This is a genomic window from Pedobacter suwonensis, from assembly GCF_044762335.1.
Taxonomy (GTDB): Bacteria; Bacteroidota; Bacteroidia; order Sphingobacteriales; family Sphingobacteriaceae; genus Pedobacter.
This window is the reverse complement of sequence record NZ_JBIWEB010000026.1, coordinates 32,793-58,251: the sequence shown is the minus strand read 5'-3', so window position 1 is coordinate 58,251 and position 25,459 is coordinate 32,793. Positions and strand designations below refer to the sequence as shown.

The 25,459-nt window shown below is 37.9% G+C and carries 19 protein-coding genes; 11 read left to right on the top strand and 8 right to left on the bottom strand.

Annotation, left to right across the window (positions count from 1 at the left end):
• Window positions 1-233: 233 nt before the first annotated feature.
• Window positions 234-857, bottom strand: coding sequence for an HAD family hydrolase (locus tag ACIQXP_RS23885; protein ID WP_387508311.1), 624 nt, complete (start codon window positions 855-857; stop codon window positions 234-236).
• A gap of 79 nt (window positions 858-936) precedes the next feature.
• On the opposite strand from ACIQXP_RS23885, the gene ACIQXP_RS23880 reads away from it, so the two are divergent.
• The 3 genes from ACIQXP_RS23880 (at window position 937) to ACIQXP_RS23870 (ending at window position 3,508) form a co-directional block, all read left to right on the top strand.
• The gene (locus tag ACIQXP_RS23880) at window positions 937-1,164 is read left to right on the top strand and encodes a YtxH domain-containing protein (RefSeq protein WP_293742634.1); all 228 of its coding nucleotides are present in this window, start codon (window positions 937-939) and stop codon (window positions 1,162-1,164) included.
• Window positions 1,165-1,228: 64 nt separating this feature from the next.
• A complete protein-coding gene (locus ACIQXP_RS23875) occupies window positions 1,229-2,629 on the top strand; it encodes an MBL fold metallo-hydrolase RNA specificity domain-containing protein (protein WP_387508308.1) in 1,401 nt (466 codons plus the stop codon).
• Between the two features lie 192 nt (window positions 2,630-2,821).
• A complete protein-coding gene (locus ACIQXP_RS23870; RefSeq protein WP_387508306.1) occupies window positions 2,822-3,508 on the top strand; it encodes a class I SAM-dependent methyltransferase in 687 nt (228 codons plus the stop codon).
• 93 nt (window positions 3,509-3,601) lie between these two features.
• Here ACIQXP_RS23870 and ACIQXP_RS23865 read toward each other — a convergent pair whose 3' ends face one another.
• The 6 genes from ACIQXP_RS23865 to ACIQXP_RS23840 all read right to left on the bottom strand — a co-directional run bounded on the left by ACIQXP_RS23865 (window position 3,602) and on the right by ACIQXP_RS23840 (window position 13,750).
• The gene (locus ACIQXP_RS23865) at window positions 3,602-6,376 is read right to left on the bottom strand and encodes an outer membrane beta-barrel protein (protein WP_387508304.1); all 2,775 of its coding nucleotides are present in this window, start codon (window positions 6,374-6,376) and stop codon (window positions 3,602-3,604) included.
• A gap of 274 nt (window positions 6,377-6,650) precedes the next feature.
• Window positions 6,651-7,724, bottom strand: coding sequence for a DUF5694 domain-containing protein (locus ACIQXP_RS23860; protein WP_387508302.1), 1,074 nt, complete (start codon window positions 7,722-7,724; stop codon window positions 6,651-6,653).
• A gap of 174 nt (window positions 7,725-7,898) precedes the next feature.
• Entirely contained in the window at window positions 7,899-9,038 is a 1,140-nt protein-coding gene (locus ACIQXP_RS23855) for a M28 family metallopeptidase (protein ID WP_387508300.1), read from the bottom strand.
• Window positions 9,039-9,249: 211 nt separating this feature from the next.
• Window positions 9,250-10,467 (bottom strand): PepSY-associated TM helix domain-containing protein, encoded by a 1,218-nt coding sequence (locus ACIQXP_RS23850; RefSeq protein ID WP_387508298.1) that lies wholly within the window; start codon window positions 10,465-10,467, stop codon window positions 9,250-9,252.
• Window positions 10,468-10,540: 73 nt separating this feature from the next.
• Window positions 10,541-11,251 carry a DUF4198 domain-containing protein gene (locus tag ACIQXP_RS23845; protein ID WP_293742627.1) on the bottom strand — a complete coding sequence of 237 codons (711 nt, stop codon included), beginning with the start codon at window positions 11,249-11,251 and terminating at the stop codon, window positions 10,541-10,543.
• 60 nt (window positions 11,252-11,311) lie between these two features.
• Window positions 11,312-13,750: a TonB-dependent receptor domain-containing protein gene (locus ACIQXP_RS23840; protein WP_387508296.1), complete on the bottom strand. Its 2,439-nt coding sequence runs from the start codon at window positions 13,748-13,750 to the stop codon at window positions 11,312-11,314.
• Window positions 13,751-14,210: 460 nt separating this feature from the next.
• Here ACIQXP_RS23840 and ACIQXP_RS23835 point away from each other — a divergent pair, with 460 nt between their 5' ends.
• Genes ACIQXP_RS23835 through ACIQXP_RS23820 form a run of 4 tightly spaced genes read left to right on the top strand, consistent with a single transcriptional unit; the run spans window position 14,211 to window position 20,630 of the window.
• Window positions 14,211-17,390, top strand: coding sequence for a SusC/RagA family TonB-linked outer membrane protein (locus ACIQXP_RS23835; protein WP_293742625.1), 3,180 nt, complete (start codon window positions 14,211-14,213; stop codon window positions 17,388-17,390).
• 12 nt (window positions 17,391-17,402) lie between these two features.
• On the top strand, window positions 17,403-18,920 hold the full coding sequence (locus ACIQXP_RS23830; protein WP_293742624.1) for a RagB/SusD family nutrient uptake outer membrane protein: 1,518 nt from the start codon (window positions 17,403-17,405) through the stop codon (window positions 18,918-18,920).
• Window positions 18,921-18,946: 26 nt separating this feature from the next.
• A complete protein-coding gene (locus tag ACIQXP_RS23825; protein WP_090986369.1) occupies window positions 18,947-19,633 on the top strand; it encodes a hypothetical protein in 687 nt (228 codons plus the stop codon).
• Between the two features lie 13 nt (window positions 19,634-19,646).
• Window positions 19,647-20,630 (top strand): DUF5007 domain-containing protein, encoded by a 984-nt coding sequence (locus ACIQXP_RS23820; protein WP_293742623.1) that lies wholly within the window; start codon window positions 19,647-19,649, stop codon window positions 20,628-20,630.
• A 171-nt stretch (window positions 20,631-20,801) separates the two neighbouring features.
• On the opposite strand, the gene ACIQXP_RS23815 is transcribed toward ACIQXP_RS23820, so the two are convergent.
• On the bottom strand, window positions 20,802-21,503 hold the full coding sequence (locus ACIQXP_RS23815; protein ID WP_387508292.1) for a DUF4397 domain-containing protein: 702 nt from the start codon (window positions 21,501-21,503) through the stop codon (window positions 20,802-20,804).
• A 570-nt stretch (window positions 21,504-22,073) separates the two neighbouring features.
• Here ACIQXP_RS23815 and ACIQXP_RS23810 point away from each other — a divergent pair.
• From ACIQXP_RS23810 to ACIQXP_RS23795, 4 genes are all read left to right on the top strand, one after another.
• Window positions 22,074-22,772, top strand: coding sequence for a GNAT family N-acetyltransferase (locus tag ACIQXP_RS23810; RefSeq protein WP_134204214.1), 699 nt, complete (start codon window positions 22,074-22,076; stop codon window positions 22,770-22,772).
• Window position 22,773: 1 nt separating this feature from the next.
• Window positions 22,774-23,961, top strand: coding sequence for an argininosuccinate synthase (gene argG / locus ACIQXP_RS23805; RefSeq protein ID WP_387508290.1), 1,188 nt, complete (start codon window positions 22,774-22,776; stop codon window positions 23,959-23,961).
• A gap of 88 nt (window positions 23,962-24,049) precedes the next feature.
• Window positions 24,050-25,030 (top strand): N-acetyl-gamma-glutamyl-phosphate reductase, encoded by a 981-nt coding sequence (gene argC, locus ACIQXP_RS23800; RefSeq protein ID WP_387508288.1) that lies wholly within the window; start codon window positions 24,050-24,052, stop codon window positions 25,028-25,030.
• 41 nt (window positions 25,031-25,071) lie between these two features.
• The gene (locus ACIQXP_RS23795; RefSeq protein ID WP_293742619.1) at window positions 25,072-25,443 is read left to right on the top strand and encodes a four helix bundle protein; all 372 of its coding nucleotides are present in this window, start codon (window positions 25,072-25,074) and stop codon (window positions 25,441-25,443) included.
• Window positions 25,444-25,459: the final 16 nt, after the last annotated feature.

Genomic DNA, 25,459 nt, shown 5'->3' with positions numbered 1-25,459 from the left:
AACGAAGTTATTCTGGCAAACCGCCGTATACCGATCGGTACGTACGGTGGTGTGAGAGGACAGATAGGGAAATAATCCCTATCTTCCTACTCGATCGGTAATTTTAATAAAGTTAACGTCATGTCGAGCGAAGTGCAACGAAGTCGAGAACCACGTAGTGCTCAGCGAAGCTAAATCTGTTAAGATAGATATCTCCATTCCACTACGCTTCAGTCGAGACGATCTTCGTTTTATTACTGCCCCGCTACTGCGTGAAGACTACTCAAATCAGTTCCTTTGAAAGTGCTTTCAGCATTAGGGTGCAGGTTTTCAGGATCTAGCAGAAAAGTAGTTATCCCCAGTTCCAGGCCAAATTTAATTTCCGATTCTGCATCATCGCCAATAATCAGAATATCGTCTTTGTTAAGTTGATGCTGATCGATCAGCATTTCAAATCTTTCTTTCTTATTGGTGCTTGAAACATCCACCACATGTACTTCTTCAAAATCATTGGCAATGCCCAGCATTTTTACCTTTGACAGTTGTTGTTTTGGAAAACCTGCTGTTACAATAAATTTTCGGCCGGTTAAGCTTTTGATATAATGGTAATCATCGCTGGGTTTCAGCGGCTGGGTTACAGATCTGTTTTCAAGATAGGAAATTACTTCAGGCATCACCTTTTCGTTAAAACGATACTTTTTAGCTACTTTTAGAAAAGGCGTCCTCAACATTTCCTGTTTGGCTAACTGAAAATCAGCCTGGCTAATTCCTAAATCTAAATTTTCCAGGAAACGGTATAACTCCCCCATCAGTTGTTCTTCGTTCTGCCTGGTAAAATAAATGGTATTGTCTAAGTCTATAAAGAATATTCGTTTCATTATGGATTGGTTTTTGTAAGATGAAAAAAATAAAAACACCTGTGGGTTAATTATGTTTAATAAGTAAATCACTAAGACCATGAAAAAAGAAACAAAAATCATAGTAGGCGTATTAGCCGGAGCAGCATTAGGTGCAACTATCGCATTGGCATTATCATCAGATTCGACCAGCGATCTTAAAAATAAAGTATCGGATTTTTTTGCTGATCTTTTAGATGCTTCGAAAGATAAACTGGCAGGTTTGGCCGATAAAGCTACAAATGTTGCAGATAAGGTTAAAGATAAAGTAGCAGAAATAAACGGGTAACGAATTGAAAGTGCCGGAAATATTCCGGCATTTTTTAGCTATATATGCGCTAACCAATATATTGATGAACATTGCTTTTCATGGTGCGGCCCGTACGGTTACGGGAAGTAAGCACCTTATTACCTTAAAAAACGGCACCCAGATTTTATTAGATTGTGGCTTGTTCCAGGGGATGGGCCATGTTACCGATAAACTAAACGATTATTTTGGTTTTGATCCAAAAAAAATCACTTACCTCATTTTATCTCATGCACATATAGATCATTGCGGCCTGTTGCCCAAATTAGTTGCTGAAGGATTTGAAGGGCAGATTTTCTGTACTTCGGCTACAATGGACCTGGCCCGCATTTTAATGATGGATTCTGCCAAGATCCAGATGCAGGATGCTGAATATGCCAACCGTAATCTTAGGGAAAGCGAAGAGATGGAAGAAGCACTTTACACGGAGGAAGATGTGACCAAAACGGTTGGCCAGATGAAAATTGTGGAATACGAAGAGGATTTTAAAATCGAAGAGGGGATTCTGTTAAGATTTACTGACGCAGGCCACATTTTGGGCAGTGCTGCTGTTCATCTTAGTATTACAGAAGATGGAAAAACCACCCGCATTACCTTTTCTGGCGACGTTGGCCGTTATGGCGACTTGTTATTAAAAAGTCCGCAAAAATTTGATCAGGCTGATTATATCCTGATGGAATCAACTTATGGCGATTCGCTACATAAAAATCTCGATCCGATCGAAGATATGCTTTTGGAGGTCATCAATAATACCTGTAAAATTAAAAAAGGAAAGGTAATTATCCCTGCTTTCGCTGTTGGCCGTACGCAGGAACTCCTGTATGCTTTAAATGGCTTAGAGCTGAAAGGTAAACTGCCTGATGTTCCCTTTTACGTAGACAGTCCTTTATCATCAAAAGCCACTCAAATTCTTAAAAACCATCCCGAGGTATACAATAATGGGGTTAAAGAAATTTTAAAAGTAGATCATGATATTTTTGGGTTCAAAGACTTGCGTTTCGTCGAAAGTGTAGAAGAATCAAAAGCCTTAAATGCTGATCCAAGACCTTGTGTAATTATTTCTGCATCAGGTATGGCTGAGGCCGGAAGGGTAAAACATCACATCAGGAACAATATCAGCAACCAGAAAAACACCATTTTAATGGTAGGTTATTGCGAACCGAATTCGCTTGGTGGAAAACTAATTGCCGGAGATAAGGTGGTTGAAATTTTTCGCGATGAATATGAAGTTAAAGCTGAAGTGCAATCCATAAAATCGATGAGTGCGCATGGCGATTACGAAGATTTATTGCATTTTTTATCTGGTCAGGATCCTGCTCAGATAAAACAGTTGTTTCTGGTACACGGAGAGTACGAAGTACAGCAAAGTTTCGCTACTAAATTAAAAGATAAAGGGTTTAAACATGTGGCTATACCAGAATACCACCAGGTATATGAGTTAGCATAAAAATGTTTTAAAATTGTTGGTCTGGGTTTTATAATCCAGACTTTTCTATACGAGTTTCGAATCCCCGGCCCTTGAAGCGGGACTACAAATCCCGACCAAATTTACCTCAACATAAAATTTACCGTTTCCATTTCCCATCTTCCCTTTTCCATCATCCATTTATACATCTCCCATTTTCAGTATCTTTGCATTATGGATGTTTTTGGTAAAGCGCTAACAGATATTTACAGAACAGGCGAGGCTGATACCCTTTGGTTACACAATTCTTACGGAGAACCGGAGGAAATGCCACTGGAATTCTTCTTCCGTGATGATGAAGATATGCCCGTTTTAGAGCTTCAGGCTTTGCATATGTGTAATGGAAAGGTGCTGGATATCGGCGCCGGTGTGGGGAGCCATGCATTAGTGCTACAGGCATTTAATATCGATGTTACCGCTATAGATATTTCGGAAGCTGCGGTAAACATTATGAAAGACCGTGGAGTAAGAAAAGCATTTGTACAGGATATTTTTACCTATCAGGAGAAATTCGACACCATCATCATGCTCATGAACGGTATTGGTTTAACAGGAACTTTGCCAGGTTTTAAAGCTTTTTTAATCAAATTGAAAGACCTGATCAATCCTGGCGGACAGGTCATTTTTGATTCATCTGATATTGCTTATTTATATGAAGATCTGCCTAAACCACAAAACCAGTACTACGGTGAGGTATCTTACCAGTATGAATATAAAGGCGAAAAAGGCAATTGGTTTAACTGGATTTATATAGATGAAGAAACCATTAAACAGATTGCCGCAGAAACAGGATGGAATGCTGAATTGATTTTCGATGATGGTGAAGATCAGTATCTGGTTAGACTAACGTTAATGCAATAAGCTAATTTGTCATGCTGAACGCAGCGAAGAATCTTCTTATGACAGCAAACTAAACCTGCGCAAAGACTCTTCACTACATTCGGAATAAGGTAGTTAAAAACTGAAGAACGTTTGTCTGCCGCCAACTTTTTGACCGAAGTTTTGGATGTTATATGTAAGTGTAAGCATGCCGTACCTGCCCAGGTTATTGCTTTGTGCATCAATAACACTGTTACCTATAATCTGTATATTCCTTCTTACGTTGCTCTGCAGAATATCGTTTACCGAAAATTTTAATTGGGCCCGATCATTTTTCATAAACAGGTAAGTAAGGCCGGCATTCCAGATTTTAATGTTATTATTAAAGCCTGCAATTTTTTGTTCGTTAATGGTTAGAGCATAACTCGTTTCGAAAACGACTTTTTTAGGATAACGGATAATCAGTTCAGATGTACTCTGATGGGTATTGTAGCTAATGTTGGTATAAAAACTATCATCGTATTTGCTACGGTTTAAATTGATGTAGTATGATTGATTGATTTCTACTTTATCGTTCAGGTTCAATCTGATGCTACCATTTGGGCCAACATAGAAAACATTGGCATTGCTTTGTATATTGTTAACAATAACAGGCGTATGATCGAAATTAGCCCAAAAACCCATCCCAACCTTCAAGCTTGTTTTATCTTTCCTGAAATCTTTTGAAACATTCGCCCCGCCCTGAAAATTATAAATGCCGCTCATATTAATCGGATTAACCGTTTGAACGCCATTATTGATGGTAACGGTGTTAATGATGCCGTTTTTGGTGAAATTGCCATAGCCATATAAATTATAATTAATAAGGTTTTTAGGGTCATATTTGTACATATACATGCTTAAACTCTGCCTGCGGGCTGGCAATAAATTAGGATTTCCATTTCTGATGTAAAGCGCATTTGTATTGTCGGCCACTGGCTGAAGATAACTCACGTTAGGCTCTGTAAAACTGGCGGTATAATTAAAACGGAATATTTTATAAGTCAACTGAAATGTCGGCCACATAAAATGATAACGTTGATCAACAGCTGCTCCATTTGTGAAACGGTTGTTCAATGAAATATAATTGTGTACCAATCCGGGCTGAAGGTAGAAATCTTTAGTTACTTTATATCCGAGGCTGATGTTTGTATTGGTTTTGAATCCATTCTGTTTAACGGTTTGCGATAAGCTTGGTATTACAATATCATACAGCTGGTTAGCCGGATTACGGTAAAATGTACTTAATGCATTTTCGCTATTGATGATATTTCCATTGATATCGGCTTTAAATTTCAGTTTTTTGCTGATCGGCTCAGCATAGTTGCCATAGAAGTAAGACCTGAAGTTATCTATACTATTTTGCCGTAACTGGTCAATTTCTGAAGTTGAAGGTGTGAGGTAAAAAATGCTGGTGCTTTTGTTATAATTATTAACAGGGTTTGGGCTCGCAGAAATATCGGCACCAAGGTTTAAAGATCTTCCGGGCTTTTTAAAATCTTTATTAAAATCGGTCCTTAGCTGATATTTATTGCTGGAGCTGTTTCTATCATTTAGATTTTCGAGTGCATTGATTAACTGGTTATTGACGTTGCTATTGTTAGATGACACTTTGCTTATCGAATTATTGGAATTTAATACAATTGAGGGTTCGATGGTAAGCTGTGTTAAAGAATCGATCTGCCAGTCCAGTTTTCCGCCAATATTATGCTTTAAAATAATAGAAGTAGTATTTTCATTGGCATTGGTAATTAAGCGATCTGTGCCAAGGGTTTGGTTGGTGTTGGAAAGCTTTTCTAAAAGATTATTCGATTTTCCGAAGAAATACTGCGTATTAAATTTGATCCCTTTTTTATTGATGGTGTTAAAATTAAAACCCCCGCCTGATGAAGTTTGAACACCGTCATTACTTCCACCAAAATTGATGCCGTTAAACTCGAAATAACCGCCCGAACTCATCATCATCGAGTTAACCCCACTTCTGTTAAATCCACCTATCCGCTGAACATCACTGGGGTTAAAGCCAGGCTGATTGATGTTGTTGCCGTAAGCCAAAACACTTACCTGCGTAGTATCCCTGAAGAAGTTCATTAATCCTCCAGCCTGATACAGGTCCTTTAAACCTCCTCCCGCATATAGTTTACCGAAAGCACCTTTTTTTATAGCTTTCTTGAGCTTTAAATTAATAATTTGTGGGATTTCTGCTTCTGTTAAATCAGGAGCCCGTCGTTTGGCCTGCTTATCATCCACTACCTGTACTTTATCTATGATATTTGCCGGCAGATTTTTGGTTGCAATTTGCTGGTCGCCACCAAAAAACTCTTTTCCATCTACCAAAATTTTACTAACTGATTTGCCGTTAACCTGTATAGAACCGTCGGCTGCAATGGCAACACCAGGAAGCTTTTTTAGCAGATCTTCTACCACTGCAGATGGTAGGGTTTTAAAAGATTCGGCATTAAACTCAATGGTATCTTTACGCACAATTACGGGCGGGCGCTCTGCAGATATGACCACTTCATTTAATTCATTTGCTTTGGTGGAAAGGTAAAGTGTGCCAAGGTTTAAACTCGGATTGGCTGTGCTGAGTTCTACTTCTTTTCTAAAAGTTCCATATTGCCAGGCGGTTACTACTAATCGGTATTTTACATCCGTGGCCAGACCATTAATTTTAAAGACGCCTTTATCATCAGACAGTTTATAAGTAGCTAATGCACTATCACCAACTTTATAAACCGAAATAGTAGCATAATTTAATGTGGTTTTATGGTTTGCACTATCCGCTAATATTCCGGTGATGCTTCCGTTTTTTTGTGCAAACAGGCTAAAGATAATCAGGCTAAAAGTGAGAGAAAGTAAGAGTTTTTTCATGTTTGGTTTAAATAAGTAACCTAAAATTATCGGCTATTTCCTTATAAATTCAATAAATGTGATAAACGGGACTAAAAATGTGATGGACCAGGGGTTTGTTTAAAAAGCAGACAAACAATTCATTCAGATGTTGCATAAAAGGAAAAACAACTAATTTATTAGTTTAAAAGTAGTCTGTTTATGTTGCATTTGCAACTAACAGTGGGAAAATTTGCGAACTTTAAAAAAAAAGCCCCCTTGCACGGCAAGGAGGCTCTGGAGCGTATGTTAAATTTTAGTGTATATCGTTATAGTTAATAATTTTTACATCTGGGTTTTTTGCTAAAATTTCTTCCATCCACTTCCGGTGCGATGCACCAACTCCTACTACAACCCTTTTTGCTTTTTTAGCTTTCGCCTGTTCGATGATATTTTTACACATCCCTTCATTTCTCAGTGTCCACTGCGCTATCATTTCCTTTACCGTTTCAGTCGGAAATCCCGCATATCCATAAAAGTGCGATCCGCCATAAAAGTTCCAGGCTTCATCTAAAACACCATATTTTACTGTATTCATACCTGCATAAGGGTCAGCATTAAATACATTTGCTTCATCTTTACTGTAAGACCAGTATTTTTCTATAGCGTTAACAGTAGCAGCTTCCTGAGAACTGCTGTCGGCTTTCGCTTTGCCGATTAAAATCTTGTATAACGAGTCTGTTTTATTCCAGGCTTCGCCCCATGGTTTATCATAGGTCTGGCAATCCATATTATAAATCCGATCTTGTTTCAATTGGTAAATAAGGGGGAAATAGATTTTGCTGTATTCACTTCCCGGTCTGTAAAAACCCATCTTTTTTAACGAATCTACACTACCAAACATCTTTTTATAGGTGGCAAGTTCTTCTTTGCCAAAATGCTGTTTCATATAGTTCTCTAGCACAAAGATTTGATACTCAGTATTTCCTCTATCCCAGTTTTTAGCATAATTAACCGCTAAATTCATCCTCGTTTGATGATAGTAAGCAAATTTTGCAAGTGCTTTTAGGTCTTTTTTAATCTGTGTATCTATATTTTTAGGAGACTCAGGATTTAATTTTTGCAGGTAGTCACGCTCCTTTTTAAACAATTCTTTTGCCCAGTTACTTTCTTCCAGTTTAGCATAATTATCCTGTGGCAGGTATTCACCAAATACCATATCAGGCTTGAAATTTTTAAGTTTATCAATTATGGCCTGAAAATTTATGGTTGATTTAGCGTTATCATGTGCGGAAGCTACGATAACAATTTCGATTTGATTTTGTGCACTCAGTTTAAGTGTAAATGCCACCAGTAGTAATACCAGATTAAGTTTTTGTATAGTTCTCATAATTCGTTCGTTTTTGTTGATTCAAAGATGAGTATACAAGCCTTACCACTCAATTTAATTATCCCAAAGGCTGATAATATTATCCCAATCGGAAAAACGGGGATTTAGGTGTTGAGTATGGATAACGGGGTGTTTGAATAGCGGTTTATCGTTTTGGTCCTAAAAAAAATGCAACTATTTCATTAATTTCTGATTAAAACCTACAATTAGTTTAAACAGATCTTTGTATTTGGTAAGGGGTAAGGTTTCTGGTTTATCGAATATGTCATGATAGGCAGAGGGACCTCCCTGGGTATAAATAAAAAATGCGGGAACACCTTTTTCAGTAAAGAAATAATGATCACTATTGGCTGCTTTACCTCTCTGATTGATTTTCGGGATGTAATGGTGTTCATTATTGATGGCATTTAGCTGTGCAAAGGCTTTGGGGTAAACTGAGGCATTGACCACCGTCATGCCTGACTCGCCTGTGCCTACCAAATCGAGGTTGATGAGGAATTTTATATTACCTAATGGAACCAGAGGGTTTTCTACAAAATATCCTGATCCTATTAATCCGGCTTCTTCGGCTGCAAAACAGATAAAACCAATAGAGTAGGGCTGAGGATTAGCGGCGTAATATTTGGCCAGACTCAATAAAGTGGCCACACCAGCTGCATTATCATTTGCACCGGGGAAATAGGTAGTTGCACCCATTCCGCCCAGGTGGTCGTAATGCGCGGTGATGATTAATAAGGAATCAGCATACTGAGTGCCTTTAACCAAACCACAAATATTTGCTGCCTGAAAATCGGGGATAAATTTGTTTTCAATGTCAACGCTTATTTTTTTCGGTAGGGTGTTAAGGCTCTTTTTATTGAGCTGTATGGTCGTAATATCCCCAACTTCGGTAGCTACAGACCAGGTTAATTTATCTTTTAGTAAAACTTGTATCGAAGGTTTAACCTGGAAGTGAAGGCTGTCAACCGGTGTTAGTTGGGCTATTTGTTTAATGCCCGGACTTTCATTATTTACGATGAAATCTTTTCCTGGTATGAGTTTTTCGCCATTAATGGTTACCATCATTTTTCCCGGGAAGGTATTTACAGGGAAACTAAAGGTCTGTTTATAGGCTGTACCCATTGGCACTAAGCCGATTTTTTGATACGCAACTGCAATATAATCGCCTGCTTTTTTCATCCCGTCTTTGGTATAACCTCTGCCCCAGAAAGCTTTTGACGTAAGGGTATTGATGATCCCTCTGGTATAAGTAGAGTCCTGTGCAAAACTGTTGATTACACAAAACAGCAAAAGAAAGAATCCGAGTTTTTTCATGCCGGAATTTAGTAAAATAAAGTAATTGTTAGTCTGGATGTGTAATCAGGGTGTAGCGTAATTCTTTAGCTGGATTACAAATCTACAATTCATTGATACGAGATGGCAAATCTTGAGTAAAAGCGGGAGCAACTGGTACCCTGATCCGGTAGTTAGTTATCGGATTTATTTCAGTATCTAACCAGATGGAAGGGATTCAATATCACAGTGATTAATGATGTTGTGGCAAATTTTTCGTGCCTGGGTGATTTTTGTTCTTTTTCTTTTTGCCCCACCAAATGATAAATCCGGTTATAGGTAAACTGGCAGCAATTAAACTGGCAAAAAATGCCATTACTTTCCCTGGAAGTCCTAAGATAGCGCCAACATGGATATCGTAGTTCATGCCGATAAGTGCCTCACCTGCATTTTTATCTCTTTGATTTTTACGGGCCAGCAATTTACCCGTGTACTGGTCGAACAGCAAAACATCGAAATTCCAATAGGTTTCTTTCCCGCTGTAACCCGTTGCGTAAATGGTTGCCGTACCACCCCCGGCAGGCGACATCCCGATGCGTTCGGCGTTTTTGAATAGCTTTTGGGCAGTTTCGAAAGCGACATCAAACGGTATCGCTTTAACGGATTTGGTCGAATCTGATTGAGCTACTATTTGTTTTGGAGGTGAGATACTGCGAGATGCCACTACATAAACGGTAGTCTGAAACCACTGAAAAGCCCAAACCAGACCGGTTAACGCCAGCATTAAACAAATGATCATGACGTAGAAACCAAGTACATTATGCAGATCATAATTGATACGTTTAAATTTGGCTTTCCATTTAATTTTGAAACTTTTATCGAAGTTCGATTTTTTAAGATTTTTAGGCCACCACATGATCATGCCAGAGATCAAAAGAAAAACAAATATGAAGCTACTCCAGCCTATAATCTGCTGTCCGATGGGATGGTTGATGAGAAAACTCCAGTGCAGCATTTTAATGATACTGAAGAATTCGTATTTATAATCAGAAACCAATGTGACCTTACCTGTATAGGGGTTAATCAACACAATGTCGTAATAATCTATCGAATCAAAATACCAGAATGCTTTAGGATTACCCGGCTTGTAAGCACCAAACTCCCATGCGCGATCAGCTTGCCTATAACTCGAGATGAAGGTAACCTTTTTCTTGCCGCCCAAGGTTTTTTCGGCTGTTGCTTTTAATATGCTTAAAGGAATAGTTTTTTTATTTGCCGGTACCTCAACAAAAAACTCTTTTCTATGGATAAATTCAGTAATTTCTTTTTGAAAGGCAAAAATGCAGCCGGTAATGCCCAAATGAAAGACCACAAGACCAGATGTTATACCCAGCCACAAGTGCAGCCAGTCATTGATTTTTCGTATCCGCGATTTCTTTGTTTTTTTCTGTATGGGTTTGGTTGGCGACATTGGGCTTTATTAAATAGAAGAACCAATTGACGATTTTACACGCCAATTGGTTAACAACTTTGAATTAATCTGTTTATTGAACCTCGGTGGTATAGGTTACCAAATGCCAGGTTTTCTCATAATCTTTTCCGTTCAGTTTGCCTGGTGTTTTATCTTCGGTAAAAGCTTCAAAAAAATAGTTTCCTTTTTGCGCTGGTTTGAAAGTGAATTTTCCTTCTCCATCGGTTTCAGTAGGTTGTGTTTTTCTTTCAGCGTTTACAACCGTTAACTTTTGTTTTGCAAAAGGAGCTTTGTTGTAAATGACCTGATGAACTGAGGTTTCACCCACTTTTAAGGCATGTTTATCCGGTCTGATGGTTAATGCTGCAGTTGCAGGGAAGGCCGTGTTTATTTTTGCATTTCCTATGGCCACATCTGCAAAGGCGTAATATTCAATTTTAGCTTTTTCATAGATGTCAGCAACCTCATGCACTACAGAAAGTTTATAAGTGCCATCCTGATCTGGAGTGAAGCTCGCTTTAAAGAAACGTACAGCCGGAGCGGTGGTTAAAACCCTGGTTGTTCCGTTTGGAGCGGTTAACACCAGGCTGAATTCTTTTAAATTGCTAAACCATTTTGCGGCTGAGTCAGGCTCGTTACTCTCATATTCTCCGAAGAAAACTTTCACTTCCTGTGCTTGTCCTTTTGTGCCCGTTGAAGCTGTTTCTATCCATAACGCATGTGCAAATGCACTCGAAATGCCAAAGGCTAGAAAGAAAAATAGTAATGAGATTTTAGTTTTCATGTTTTCTGTATTTTGACACCAGGAGCAGCTGATCTGATCCAGGTGCTCCTGTTTGTTTTATTAAAATTTATAAGTTACACTACCGGTAAAAGTTCTTAAATCCTGAGGATTCATCGTGCTATAACCAGTCCAGTATTTTTGATTGGTAAAATTGTCTACTTTGGCACCGATTCTGAACCTTGGATGATCATAAAATACCGATGCATTAAAAACTTCGTAAGCAGGCAGGATAAATACGCCCTGGCTTACGCTGTTTACAATTTTGTTGTCGCTGGCATAGTTACCGCCTGCACCTAAACCAAAGCCTTTTAAAGCACCCGCCGCCAACTTATAACTAATCCATAAGTTCGCCGAATAAGGAGCAGCTGAATAAGCATCACGTCTTCCTTCAACATCCGGAGAAGCATTTTGCAAACGGTTATCGTTATAGGCAAAACCAGCAATAATGTTTAAACCGTTTAAAGGGTTGGCTACAATTTCTGCTTCTATACCTTTGCTGATTTTGTTGCCATCCTGGATCTGTGCATTCGGATTAGACGGATCGCCATTATAACCCCTTACAATATCTTTCACTTTGATGTAATAATAAGATACCGACCCGGTTAATTTGCCGCCAAACAGGTTACTTTTTACACCGCCTTCTATCTGGTTGGCTTGCTCTGGCTTAAATGCTTCACCTTTATAATCTATGCCGTTAAGATTGTTAAATCCATTTTGATAATTAGCAAACAATGATAACTGATCTTTTATAGGCTGAAATACCAAGCCGAATTTTGGCGAGAAAACGGTTTGTTTATAAGCACCTTTTGGTGCTGAACCTGCACGGTCAGAATTACCTTTGTTATCAAAACGGTCTACCCTGATGGCAGCTAAAGCTATTAACCTATCGGTTAGGTTAATCACATCAGAAGCGTAGGCACTATAGGTGTTCGATTTAAAATTAATTGGATATTTGGAATAGGTATTTAATGCATAAATGGCGGCTAAATTTTGTTCTGTGAAATTATTATAATTACTGCCTGTTCCGTTTTTATTTGTGAAATCGAAACTATCAATGCCATAAAAGAGTTGATCAGAGTTTTGACGTAAATAATCCAAGCCTAAAACAACCCTGTTCTTGACTGAACCCAGGTTAAAAGTCCCATTGAAATTTTGTTGGATTTCGTAGTTGTAAAGTTTGCTGTTATCTGTTGATTGATCTGCCCTTGAAATGAGATCGGCGCCCGGAGCAGCATTTGGGTTGCCTAGTGGAGGATAGTTATTGGGAATTAAGAACAGGTAGGTTCCCCGGCCATTAGAAAAACTATAGCTGGATGAAAAGCTGGTATGTGATGACCAGTTTTCGTTAAATTTATAATTGGCCTGGCCGAAGAAAGTAGTGCTGTTGTATTTTTGCTTCATCACATCACCTGTAAACGATTTATCGTAAGGTATGCCTGATTGATCTGCCCGATCAAAACCAAGGTCTTTCACCGGAAAATAAAAGAAAACAAATGGTTTTAAGGTATTATTACCATTTGCAATTTCGGCATCAAAAGTAAAATCCAGCTTGTCGTTTACTTTATAGGAAAAGCTTGGTGCCACAAAGAAACCCCTGTCGAATACATTTTGCTGGAAAGAGCCTTTATAATTATAAGATGCATTGATACGCGCGTAAATGTGGTTGGCTTTATCAACAGGGAAATTAAAATCGGTACTCACCCGGTTTAAATCATAGCTACCTGCCGAATAGGTTACCTCACCGCCCAGGCCCTCGAATGGTTTTTTGGTAATGCGGTTGATTAAACCTCCATAAGAAGTTAAGGTGCTGCCAAATAAAGTAGCCGACGGCCCTTTAATTACTTCCACACTTTCGATGTTGGCTGCATCATTACGACTGGTTATATTACCTGCAATTCCGTTTCTTAATTTCGACTGTACAATAAAACCCCGCGAGGCATAATACGCGCCACCATCTCCACCACGCCCGGTTGATTCCCACATTTTTTGAATACCCACTGCATTACGTGTCGCATCATCAACTGAGAAAATCAATTGATCGTTAAATGTTTCTTTGGTAATGGTGGTGTAAACCTGGGGATTTTCCAGGTTGCTAATTGGCATTTTAGCTACATAATCACTCTTTTGGGCGCCATATTTATTGGCTTTAACTTTATTAATATTAACCTCATTGAGCTGGTTTGAATTCTGGTTGATTACGAAATCAACCGTTTTGTTTTCACCTGTATTGATTATAATTGATTTTTCTACGCTTTGGATGCCAACACCTGATACGCGTACGATATAAGAACCTGGTTTAACCCTTGGTATCTCATAGATACCTTTATCATTAGTGACGTTTCCTAAGCCTTTCCCCTTCAAACCAACTGAAAGATAAGCTGCTGGTTTTCCATCAGATGTGGTAACTGTACCAGTGATGGTTGAAAACTGTTGGGCAAGGCATAATAAACTGGCAGAGGTGAACAGGAAAGTAAAACTAAAAAGTTTGATTTTAAACATTGCAGTATTTATTTGGATTAATTCTAAACAGACGCAAAATAACGTCAGAAATTTTTATAATCCAAATTATTTTGAACTATTCTAAATTAGAGGATTTTAAAAAAATTAGCTTGTTATTTTACCTATAAAAATGCTGATATACTAAAACATTAGTTTATCGTTTTAGATAGCTCTATTCATAGATTTTTTCTGGCATCACCCCTCAAAATTTGATTGCTAATTAATTAGTAAAACGTATTCTGAAAAGAGACGAAAATAAGACTTAATTTAATCGAGATAGGCAATTTTAGTAATGCAGAGGCATATTTAGAATTACAAAAGGAGATATTTTAAAAATCAAATGTTAATTAATGTTAAATTTTTAGGTTAAAATATGGTTTTAGTTAGCTAAAAATTAGTTAACCCTCGGGTAAAAATGTTGATACTTTTAAATATTATCAAACTAACTAACTAAACATCAATGGAAAAAATTTCTACAAGACATTGCTATGTAAAATTTTTAACGGCAACCTTATTTTATCTACTCATCCCCTGGCTGGCCTTCGCGCAGAAAACAATTAAAGGGACAGTTGTAGATCAAACCAACACACCGATACCCGGCGTTTCGATTATTGAAAAGGGTACCAAAAATGGTACGGCCACCAATGCTGAGGGAAAATTCTCGCTAACTGTTCAAAAAGAGGGTGCAATTGTTACCGCAAGAATTGTAGGCTATCGCTCGGTAGAGAAAGCGGTTTCGGCCAATGGTACATTAAATTTTTCTTTGGAAGAGGATAATAACACACTCAGTGAAGTGGTTACCATCGGTTATCAGAAAATTACCAGAAAGAAAACGACGGCAGCAATTTCCAGTATTTCCGGTAAAGAACTGGCCAATTTACCTGCAGCAAGTTTTGATCAGTTGTTACAGGGGCGTTTATCTGGTGTAAACGTTCAAAACTTTACTGGCCAGCCAGGTGTGGCACCAACAGTATCTGTAAGGGGTAACTCAACAGGTAGTACAGGTTATGATCAGTTTAATGTCATTAGATCGCCACTTTATGTAGTAGATGGTGTTCCTCAATCATCTGATGATCTTGTGCCACCAGGAACAGGTACAGGAACCAACTACATGGCCGGCCTTAATCCGAGTGATATCGAATCTATTGATGTATTAAAAGATGCTTCAGCAGCGGCCATTTATGGTTCAAGAGCTGCTAACGGGGTGATTTTAATTACAACCAAAAAAGGTGTAGGTGGCGATACAAGAGTAAGCTTTAACTCTTATTACGGTATGGTGCAACGTCCTAACTTAAGGCAGGCAACCATGGGTACTACAGAACGCCGTCAAAAAATGGAGGTACTTCAAAGACAGCTTAGCTATGATCAGCGGGTACAACTACCATATATCCTTACAGATAGTTTGAATCCGGCATTCAATGGCCATACCGATTGGCAGGATTTATTTTATCAGACAGGTAAAATCAATGATAATAACCTCAGTATAAGTGGTGGTACTGATAATGGAACGGTTTATCGTTTCAGCGGAGGTTATTATGATGAAGATGGTATTGTAAAAGGAACAGGCTTTAAACGTTATACCACACGCTTAAACCTTACCTCAAGGGCGATGAATAAAAAATTAATGATTAACCCCATATTTTATTATTCAAGTGCCAGCAGAGGTAGAGGTAATGAAGATCCAAACGATCCATCTAAGCCTACAAAAGTTGGTTCAGGGAATTTGCCCTCCTCGTTATTTAATATATCTCCCGAAAAATTGGATTATTTTGTAAGTAAAGATGGTGAAAATTTAAATAGAAATGTGTCGAACCAGTTTGGAGCTAACCTCAACTTGGCTTATGAATTTAATAAACATTTTACTTTAAATTCTCAATCTTCCTATACTAATGATAATACGCGCAGGGATGTGAGCATGAGCAATTTGTTAAACAATGGTTTTGGCAACAGCTCTTCCAGTTTCTCTTCTAGCGCTATAGGCTTAAGAACATCAAACTATCTGGCTTATAATGGTTCCGTTAAAAAACATTCTTTTAGTGCAGTAGCGGGTCAGGATATCGAGTATAGTTTGTTTCAATCTACCCAGGCATCTGGCTATGGAGGCGCTTCAGACAATATTCAAACGGTTACAGGGTTTAAACAACAGAATATTTTTGCCTATTCAAATTACATTGCCCATGGCCTAATCGCATATTACGGCCGCTTCAATTATGACTATGATAGCAAGTACCTTTTATCAGGAACAATCAGAACGGACGGTTCATCTGGTTTTGGTGAAAATAACAAATATGGCGTATTCCCTTCCATTTCAGCAGGATGGCTTCTTTCAGAAGAGAACTTTATGAAAAACCTATCTAATAATCCTTTTACACTCATAAAAATAAGAGGAAGTTATGGCGTGACAGGAAATGAGGATAAAAGAAATGCTTATGTGCAATATAATACCTATCAGGTTAACAATGGTTATTTTAGTGGGAATTCTGGAGCAACCTCATATAATGGTGTAACCGCAATTACACCTAACTTCAGAAATGGTGTGGCACAAAAAGACTTAAGCTGGGAGAAATCGATCCAATGGAATATTGGTACCGATCTGGAAATCGATAATGGTAGATATGCCATTTCATTCGATGTGTATAACAAAGAAGTAAGACAAAAACTTTTTAATGTTGATTTGCCGGTTACATCAGGCTATGACAATGCCTTTACCAATGCATTTGCCGTTCGTAATTCAGGTTTGGAGTTGGTTCTAACTGCTAATCCAATCCGTAAGGAATTTAAGTGGAATAGCTCTTTTAATATCTCTTACAATAAAAATCAGGTCATGAGTCTGCCGAATGGTGGCCGTGATATTATTTTGAGCGGAGATCGTTTTGATAAAAACCACGTGCTTTCTGTAGGTAGTCCACTAAATGCTTTTTATTTATATCGTACAAAAGGCGTATTTTCTACTTCAGCAGATATTCCCCAGAATCCTTACACTGGAGAAAGATATCGAAATAGTAATGGAACATTTAGTGCAGGTGATTTTTATCTGGCAGATTTGGATGGAGATTATTTTATAGATATTTTTAATGATGGTATCAATCCGGATAAGGCTCCAATTGGTGATCCTAACCCACGTTTTACCGGTGGCTGGACCAATAACTTTTCTTACAAAAACTTTAGCTTAAGTGTTTTTGTAAACTTTACACTTAAACGTGATGTACTCAACCTATTTGATTCAGATCGTTTTACGAACTCAACTGATGCTAATGCCGTATATAATTTTGCTAGTGTTTCTTCACCGGATCTAAGTCGCCTGAACATCTGGAGAAACCCTGGAGATCAAGCCGAATATGCAAAACTCGATTTGGGATCCTATCGATATTATTATACAGCTGCACAATCTTTTTTCCTAGAAAAAGGTGGTTATGCAAGGATCAGAAGTATCAATTTTAGTTATGATTTTAGTCCTAAAGCCGTAAGAAAATTAGGCTTAAGTCAGCTGAAATTATACTCCGTTGTTGATAACGTATATATGTTCCAGCAATCAAAAAAATTACCAGATGCAGAAGCTGTTAACGGATATGGAGAATATAACGGAACTGGATATCCTATTCCAAGAAAATATACTCTAGGTGTACAAGTTCAATTTTAATATCGTCAATAAATGAAAAATATAATCACAAAAATCGGTGTTCTTATCGCTTTGGGCATAGCAGTTACCGTAAGTTCCTGTAAAAAATTGTTATATGAAGAACCTAAAGACGCACCTTATGAGCAAACCTTCTGGCAATCGTCCAGGGATGTAAGAAGTGCCATCGCCGGTAATTATGCCATGATGCGTAGTGCGATTACCAACAAAAACAATCGTTATTTTATGTATGGTGATGCGATTGCCAAAAACTATTTTACCATCCAATATTCCGGAGACGGTTTAGAAGGAATTCAGGGTGGAGATTTTACCTTTCAATACAATCTTAATACGCTGGCAAATTATACTTTATATTATAAAAGCATTGCCATGTCTAATCTGATTTTGAAGAAAGTTAATGCGATGAGCGATACACAATTGTCTGGCGAAGACGATCCTACACAATTCCGGAATTCAGTAATTGGCCAGGCCTATTTTCTTCGCGCATTAAGTTACTTTATGATGGTAAGGGTATGGGGCGATGTACCGCTGGTTACAGAAGCCTACGACGATCCAATCAATGCACCTCAATTGCCAAGAAGTTCAAAATCGGAGGTGATGAAATTGATTGAAAATGATTGTAAAAAAGCCATTAATCTATTAAGCTGGAATTATACCAATACCGGCGACGCCAAAGTTACTGCAAATAAAGGCTCAGTATATGCCCTTTTAGCACATTTGTATCTTTGGAGAGCAACGATGTTGGATGTTTCAGTGGATGCACCAAATTTGACTGACGTGAACAGTGCTGATACGACCATAAATACCCTGATTGCCAAAGGAGGATATGCTTTAACCGATACTGCCAATTATAAAAATACCTTCATTGGTCGTTCTTCTGAGGGAATATTTGAAATCAATATTAGCGAGAATACATTGGAAGGTTCCAATAGTTCTATAGGTTCTTATTTTTTAAATGAGAATTATATCAAAGGTTACGGAAACAACCCACGTTTTTATACCACGCTTTTATATCTTAATAATCATTTCGAAACAACTACTGATATCCGTTATAAAAAGGGCTTTGACCTTGCCAACCCAGATAAACCAATGAGTGTAAAGTACAGTAATGTAACGTATAGAAATCCTGGGCAAAAATTAGACCCTTATCTAAGTAATAACATTATCATTTTCAGACTGGGTGATTTGAAACTACTTAAGGCGGAGATTGCACTTTATAAAAAGGATGCAGCAACAGCTATCGGTATTATTAATGATTTCAGGAAAAGAAATGACCCAAATCCGGTATTGATTCCTTCTGGAAGCTCCGTAGATCAGGTAATGGATGAATATGCTTATGAGCGTGGGAAAGAAATGTACCTGGAAGGGCATTTGTTTTATGATTTGCTTAGAACCAGAAGATACGGCCTTATCGTAGACTGGCTTACGGAAAGCAGGTTTAGAAGAGAAGGGTTTTATTGGCCTGTAGACCCTGCGTTGTTTAGAAACAATCCGTTATTGAAACAAACACCATATTGGTTGGGTAAAGTATAAGTTGTTTTTATTAAGAGATTAAAAATATGAAAAATAATATATTAGTATATCTTTCATTATTATTACTGGCGCTAACGGCTTGTAAAAAAAATGATTATAAAAGGGATGGCGGCCCTAGTGATCCCAATGTAAATTTAAGTACTTACGATTACTTAAAGTCTAACCGCAATTTCGATTCCTTAGTGAAAGTGATAGACCGGGCTGGCTTAAAGGATGTAGTAAATGGTAATGTAACCCTTTTTGCAACTACAAATTATGGCATAGCGGAGTATGTAAAAGCCAAGAAATATCAGAAATCTCTCCAACTTGGGAAGGAAAATTTTGATTTTGGGATCAAAGATATTCCATCACAGGAGCTGAACGATTCATTAAAGACTTATTTATTTGCGGGCAAGATCAACAGAGACCAGATGACCGTTAGCGGTAAGCTTTATAACAGTTTATTGGGGGCTATTCCAAATGTTCAGTACCTGATCAAATTGAGACGTTCTTATGAATATACACAGTATCTTAATTATGTGGATTATGTAACGTATACCAAAGTAATCGGAACCCGTGATGATCAGGAGACGGATCAAAGTACTATTCCCGATTCACAAAAAGATAAGGCTGTGGATTGTCAAACATCTGGAATAGTCACAACCAATGGTATAGTTCATGTGCTTAGTGGATACCACAGGTTATTTTTTAATGCACAGTCTTTGGGCAATTAATTTAATCGCAATTATGAAAATAAAATACATTTTAGGATTATTACTCTTGTTAAGTGTAGTGGCCTGTAAAAAGATACAGAATGGTTTTCTAAGTGATGCCATTCGATATAAAGACAATAATATTTATGCAAAAAGAGGCTTGACTCTTTTTCAATCAGATAGAATCAATGCAGATGGTTCTACACCACCTTTTACCTATAAATTGCTCAATTTGAGAAAAGAAGATGGTTCTCCTGCGCCTGCAGAGTTTTCGAAGGAATATGAAATTACTGTTTTTAAAACAGGCGCCAATTTTGATCCTGAAACAGATGTAACCCTCGAGCTTCTGAATAAGAAAAGGGAAGTGGTTAAAAAGAAACCAATGGAGTTTAATGAATTGAGCGGACAGCTTACCTTTAACAAAGCATCTGGTTTCCTACCTTTGGGAAGATATGTGTATGATGTAGAAATGACTAATGGTACTGGTACCAAGTTATTTCCTAAATTAGCGACAATTAATGTGGTAGATCCCACTATAGATGACCTGTTTGAGATTACTGATAATGTAGCTAACGGCTTTAATGATGTTACCGGTGCGGTAACGCCAATGAAAAACCCAATCATTACCTGTACAAAAATTTCATCTACAGGTGCAAGAGCTATACTGAAAATGGTGGATAAAAATGGGAATGTCTTTAATCCTAAAGCAAAGGAAATTATAGCAAGGGGAGATAGGCCAATTTTTGAAAACTATGCTAAATTCAACCCGGTTATTCAAACGGACACCGCTATGATCTGCGATTTTGAGGTAGCACCGTTTCCTTTAACAAAATATGTTACGCCAACTACCGATTGGGGTTTCTTAATGTATTATAGAATACCGAGTACCTATATAAAATCAATAGATGGCTTTCCATCATCACCAGGTTTCTCAGTAAACCCAAGGTGGTCTTGGAGACTCAAATTGGAAGGTACTTATGTCATCCAGGTAAAATTTACTGATGTAACTAGAAAATAAAGAAAAATAGGAGCTGTGGAATAAATTTAGAAGTGTCATCCTGAGCCTGTTGAAGGATCTATCATATACCTTCTTAATCATGATACAGTTATAATTTCTACTAAAACCAAAAAGGCAATTTTCATATCGAAAATTGCCTTTTTTTATGAAAGTTGAAAACTAAAATCTTTCTTATTTGATCATTATAACCTGTAAACTCAACGGTCTTTCGGTATCATTTGCCGGTGTTACCAAACCACCGCAAATAATATCGTAATGATAACCTGCTGTAAAGCTGGTGCTCTCGGAAGTAGCTTTGACTGCTCCGGATGATGTTTCTTTAGCATCCAATGTATAAGTCCCTGCATCTACTGCAACGAAGCCGCTTGCAGTTTTGTAGGCTTTATTGGTAACCAATGAGGTGGTTGCACTGGTTTTCGCCAGGTCTAAAGCAGGGGCATCGGGCGATAGGTTGATAAAGCGGATATAGGCTTTATCGGTTGATGGAATAGAAAGATCGTCGCCAATAGTATAAATATCTAGTGCACCGGATTTATTGATTAAATAAGATGAATAATAGGTGCTTGCGTTTAAAGTGATATTTTTGGTCAACAAACTTTCTGCACTGCTGGCGGTGGTAAATTTTAAACTGTAAGTGCCAGCGGGAGATGAAAGATAACTAATGGCGCCTCCGAATGGCAAAGCTGCTGAGTTAACCATATTGCCATTGAAGTATGCATTATAAGTTGCCAAAGATGGTGACGCATTAATTACCCTTAAATACGATATCGTAGGATCGACAGTGTCGGTTTTTTTACATGAAGTTAACGCTGTTAAAGTAATTAGGAAAAATAAAGTGATTGGTTTGAAATGAAATGACGTAAAATTCTTCATACGGTTAAAATTTGATTTAATAATTAAGGATTACCCATAAAACGATCATTCAGTCTTATTCGCTACAGGCATGTAAATATTGCATTTAAACACTATCTGAAGATGTTAAATGATGTTAAGCAGATGTTAAAAATTAGTGCCTTTTTTAACAAAAGTTGAATTGACAATTAGAATGATAAACTTCAATGTTAAGTGATTGCTTATTTTAATCTACATTATTGCTCGCTTCAGTCAGAATAATCCAATAAAACAGAAAGCTTAACATAAAAAAAATACAATATTATTGCGTAACTCGATTTTTATTTAAACCTTTGCACCTCAATAGAGTTAAAGCCGTTTTAATACGCAAGAAATGATTAAACCAATTTTACATAAACTTTCAGTTTCCAATGCACAAACCGTGTCTGGAAAAGGTTTGTTTATTAATCATTTTCAATCCGTGTTTTATTATCCCACAAGCCGGCAAAATTTCACTCCACGTATTTAGTACTCAACTAAACGTAACGAGGAATTGATCCTCTCTAAAAACCCAATTAACAAGAATACTTATAATTTTTCGTTAGAAAACGAATGGATATTAACGAATTTATAGTGCAGGTTGCACTTCCTGAACATCGTGTATTTGCAGAAGAAATTGTAACCGAGATGGCCGAATCTGCGAAAGCGCGTGGTACAGGCATCGCAAAACGTTCGCCGGAATACATCTCTAATAAGATGCAAGAGGGCAAATCGGTTATTGCTTTCCACAAAGATGGTTCATGGGCAGGGTTTTGCTATATCGAAACCTGGAGTCACGGGCAATTTGTAGCCAACAGTGGTTTGGTGGTAAGCCCTAAATACCGTAAAGCCGGATTGGCTAAGGCCATTAAAAATGAGATTTTCGGCTTATCAAGAAGGTTGTACCCCAAAGCAAAAATATTTGGGTTAACAACAGGTTTGGCCGTAATGAAGATAAACTCAGATTTGGGCTATGAGCCGGTAACCTACAGCGAACTTACCCAGGATGAAGAATTTTGGAAAGGTTGCCAGAGCTGCGTAAACTTCGAGATTTTGAAAATGAAGGAACGTAAGAACTGCATGTGCACGGCTATGCTTTATGATCCGGCGGAGAAAAAACACGAAGTAGCCAAACAATTTGCTGAAGAACTGCAGAAAAAACCCAAATTATATGAGCGCTTTATGCGCATTAAACAGCGTTTGGTTGTTAAACAAAAGCCGAAAACCGGCTTAAAAGCCCTTTTATTTTTATTTACCCTTTTATTCAAATAGCATGAAAAAAGTTGTTTTAGCATTTAGCGGAGGATTAGACACCTCATTTTGTTGTATTTACCTGGCAAAAGACCGTGGGTTGGAAGTGCACTCGGTGATTGTAAATACGGGTGGTTTCTCTGATGAGGAATTACAGGAAATTGAGAAAAGGGCTTATGCTTTAGGGGTAAAATCGCATGCGGTAGTAGACGAAACAGAGGGCTACTATGACGATTGTATTAAGTACCTGATTTTTGGAAATGTATTAAAAAATGCAACTTATCCACTTTCTGTTAGCGCAGAACGTGTAAGTCAGGCTACCGCAATTGCTAATTATGTAAAGAAAATCGGTGCTGATTATGTAGCGCATGGCAGTACAGGCGCTGGTAACGACCAGGTTCGTTTCGATATGATCTTTAATATCCTGATTCCAGGTGTTGAAATTATTACGCCAATCAGGGATTTGAAATTATCACGCGAAGCTGAAATTGAATATTTAGCCGGTCATGGTGTTGAATATAGTGCCGAGAAAGCAAAATATTCAATCAATAAAGGTTTATGGGGCACTTCGGTAGGCGGTAAAGAAACGTTAACCTCACACGAAACCTTACCAGAAAGTGCCTGGCCAACCCAGGTTTCAGAAACCGGATCACGCAAAATTGAACTGACCTTCGAAAAGGGTGAATTGGTAGCGCTTGATGGCGAAAAATTGGCGCCGGTAAAAGCCATCCAGAAATTACAGGCCATAGCACAGCCTTTCGGCATTGGTCGCGATATACATGTGGGCGATACCATTATTGGTATTAAAGGCCGTGTGGGTTTTGAGGCGGCAGGGCCGGTAATTATTATTAAAGCACACCACACTTTAGAAAAACATACCTTAACCAAATGGCAGTTAAGCTGGAAAGAACAATTGTCTTCTTTTTATGGCAACTGGTTGCATGAAGGTCAGTTCCATGATCCTATCATGCGGAATATTGAAGCATTCTTAGCCGATACGCAGAAATTTGTGAGCGGTAAAGTTTTTGTTGAGCTATTGCCATACCGTTTCCAGATTATCGGCATTGAATCTGACCACGATTTAATGAGTAACAAATTTGGCAGCTATGGTGAAATGAACAATGCCTGGAGCGGTGAAGATGTGAAAGGTTTTTCTAAAATCTTCGGCAACCAGGTCATGATTTGGCATAAAGTAAATAACGAGGCATAGCCTCTGTGGTTTAAGGTAAAAGGTTACAGGCGTAAGGTTAGCGCCTAAACCCTAAGCCTTACACCCCAAACCTTAAACCTTTTTAAATATGAAAATTAAAGCAGGAATAATTGGTGGCGCAGGGTATACTGGTGGCGAAATGCTGCGTATTTTGGTTAACCACCCGAATGTTGAGATTGCTTTCGTAAACAGTACCAGTAATGCTGGTAACTTAATATCTGATGTACATACAGATTTAATCGGCGATACTGATTTAAGGTTTGTAAGTGATATCAATCAGGATATTGATGTCTTGTTTCTATGCGTTGGACATGGCGATGCAAAGAAACTTTTAGCGGCTAACCCAATTAACGGAAACGTCAAAATCATCGATTTATCGCAGGATTTCAGATTGCATGAAAAATGTAAATTCGAAAATCGTTCATTCGTTTATGGTCTTCCTGAATTAAACCGTGATAAAATTAAATCAGCTAAAAATATTGCTAACCCAGGCTGTTTTGCCACTTGTATCCAGTTGGGATTACTGCCGTTGGCATCGAAAGGTTTGATTAATAATGAAGTTCATATTAATGCAACTACGGGTTCAACCGGCGCGGGGCAGAGTTTGGCTGCAACCTCTCATTTTAGCTGGAGAAACAACAATCTTTCTATTTATAAGGCTTTTGAGCACCAGCACCTTAATGAGATCAGCGAAAGTTTATTGCAATTGCAACCATCTCTTAAGGAAGCTTTAAATTTTATCCCACAGCGTGGCGCATTTACCAGAGGTATTTTGGCCGCTATGTATCTGGAAAGCGAACTTACGCTGGAAGAAGCCTATTCCATTTACAAAGATTATTACAGCGCGCATCCTTTTACGCATGTGAGCCGGAAAAATATCGATTTAAAACAGGTTGTAAATACCAATAAAGCACTGGTACACATCGAAAAACACGGTGGTAAATTGTTTATTATCAGTATTATCGATAACCTTTTGAAAGGCGCCAGCGGACAAGCGGTTCAGAATATGAACTTGATGTTTGGCTTTGATGAAACAGCAGGACTTAAGTTAAAGGCAGCAAATTTTTAATTAAGGTAAAGGGTTTAAGGTTTAAGGCGTAAGGTAAAAGCATGAGAGATTATAAAAAACTTGACGTTTGGAAAAAAGCACATGAGTTGAATATGTTCATCAAAAAGAATATTGCGACTCAATTTCCAAAAGAAGAGCGATTTGAATTGACCTCACAACTTACCCGTGCTTCATTATCTATACCCTTGAATATCGTTGAAGGATGTGGAAGATTTACAAATAAAGATTTTGCACATTTTCTTGATAATGCTTTAGGCTCTGCCAACGAGATAGATTATTGCTGTTTATGTGCTTCAGAGTTGAAGTATATAAGTGAAGATGATTATCTAAAAGTAAATCAGTTAATTAACGAAGTTAGGGCAATGCTAATTTCATTTTTAAAATTTTTAAGAAGTGCAGGGAAAAAACCTTAAACCCTACACCTCAAAC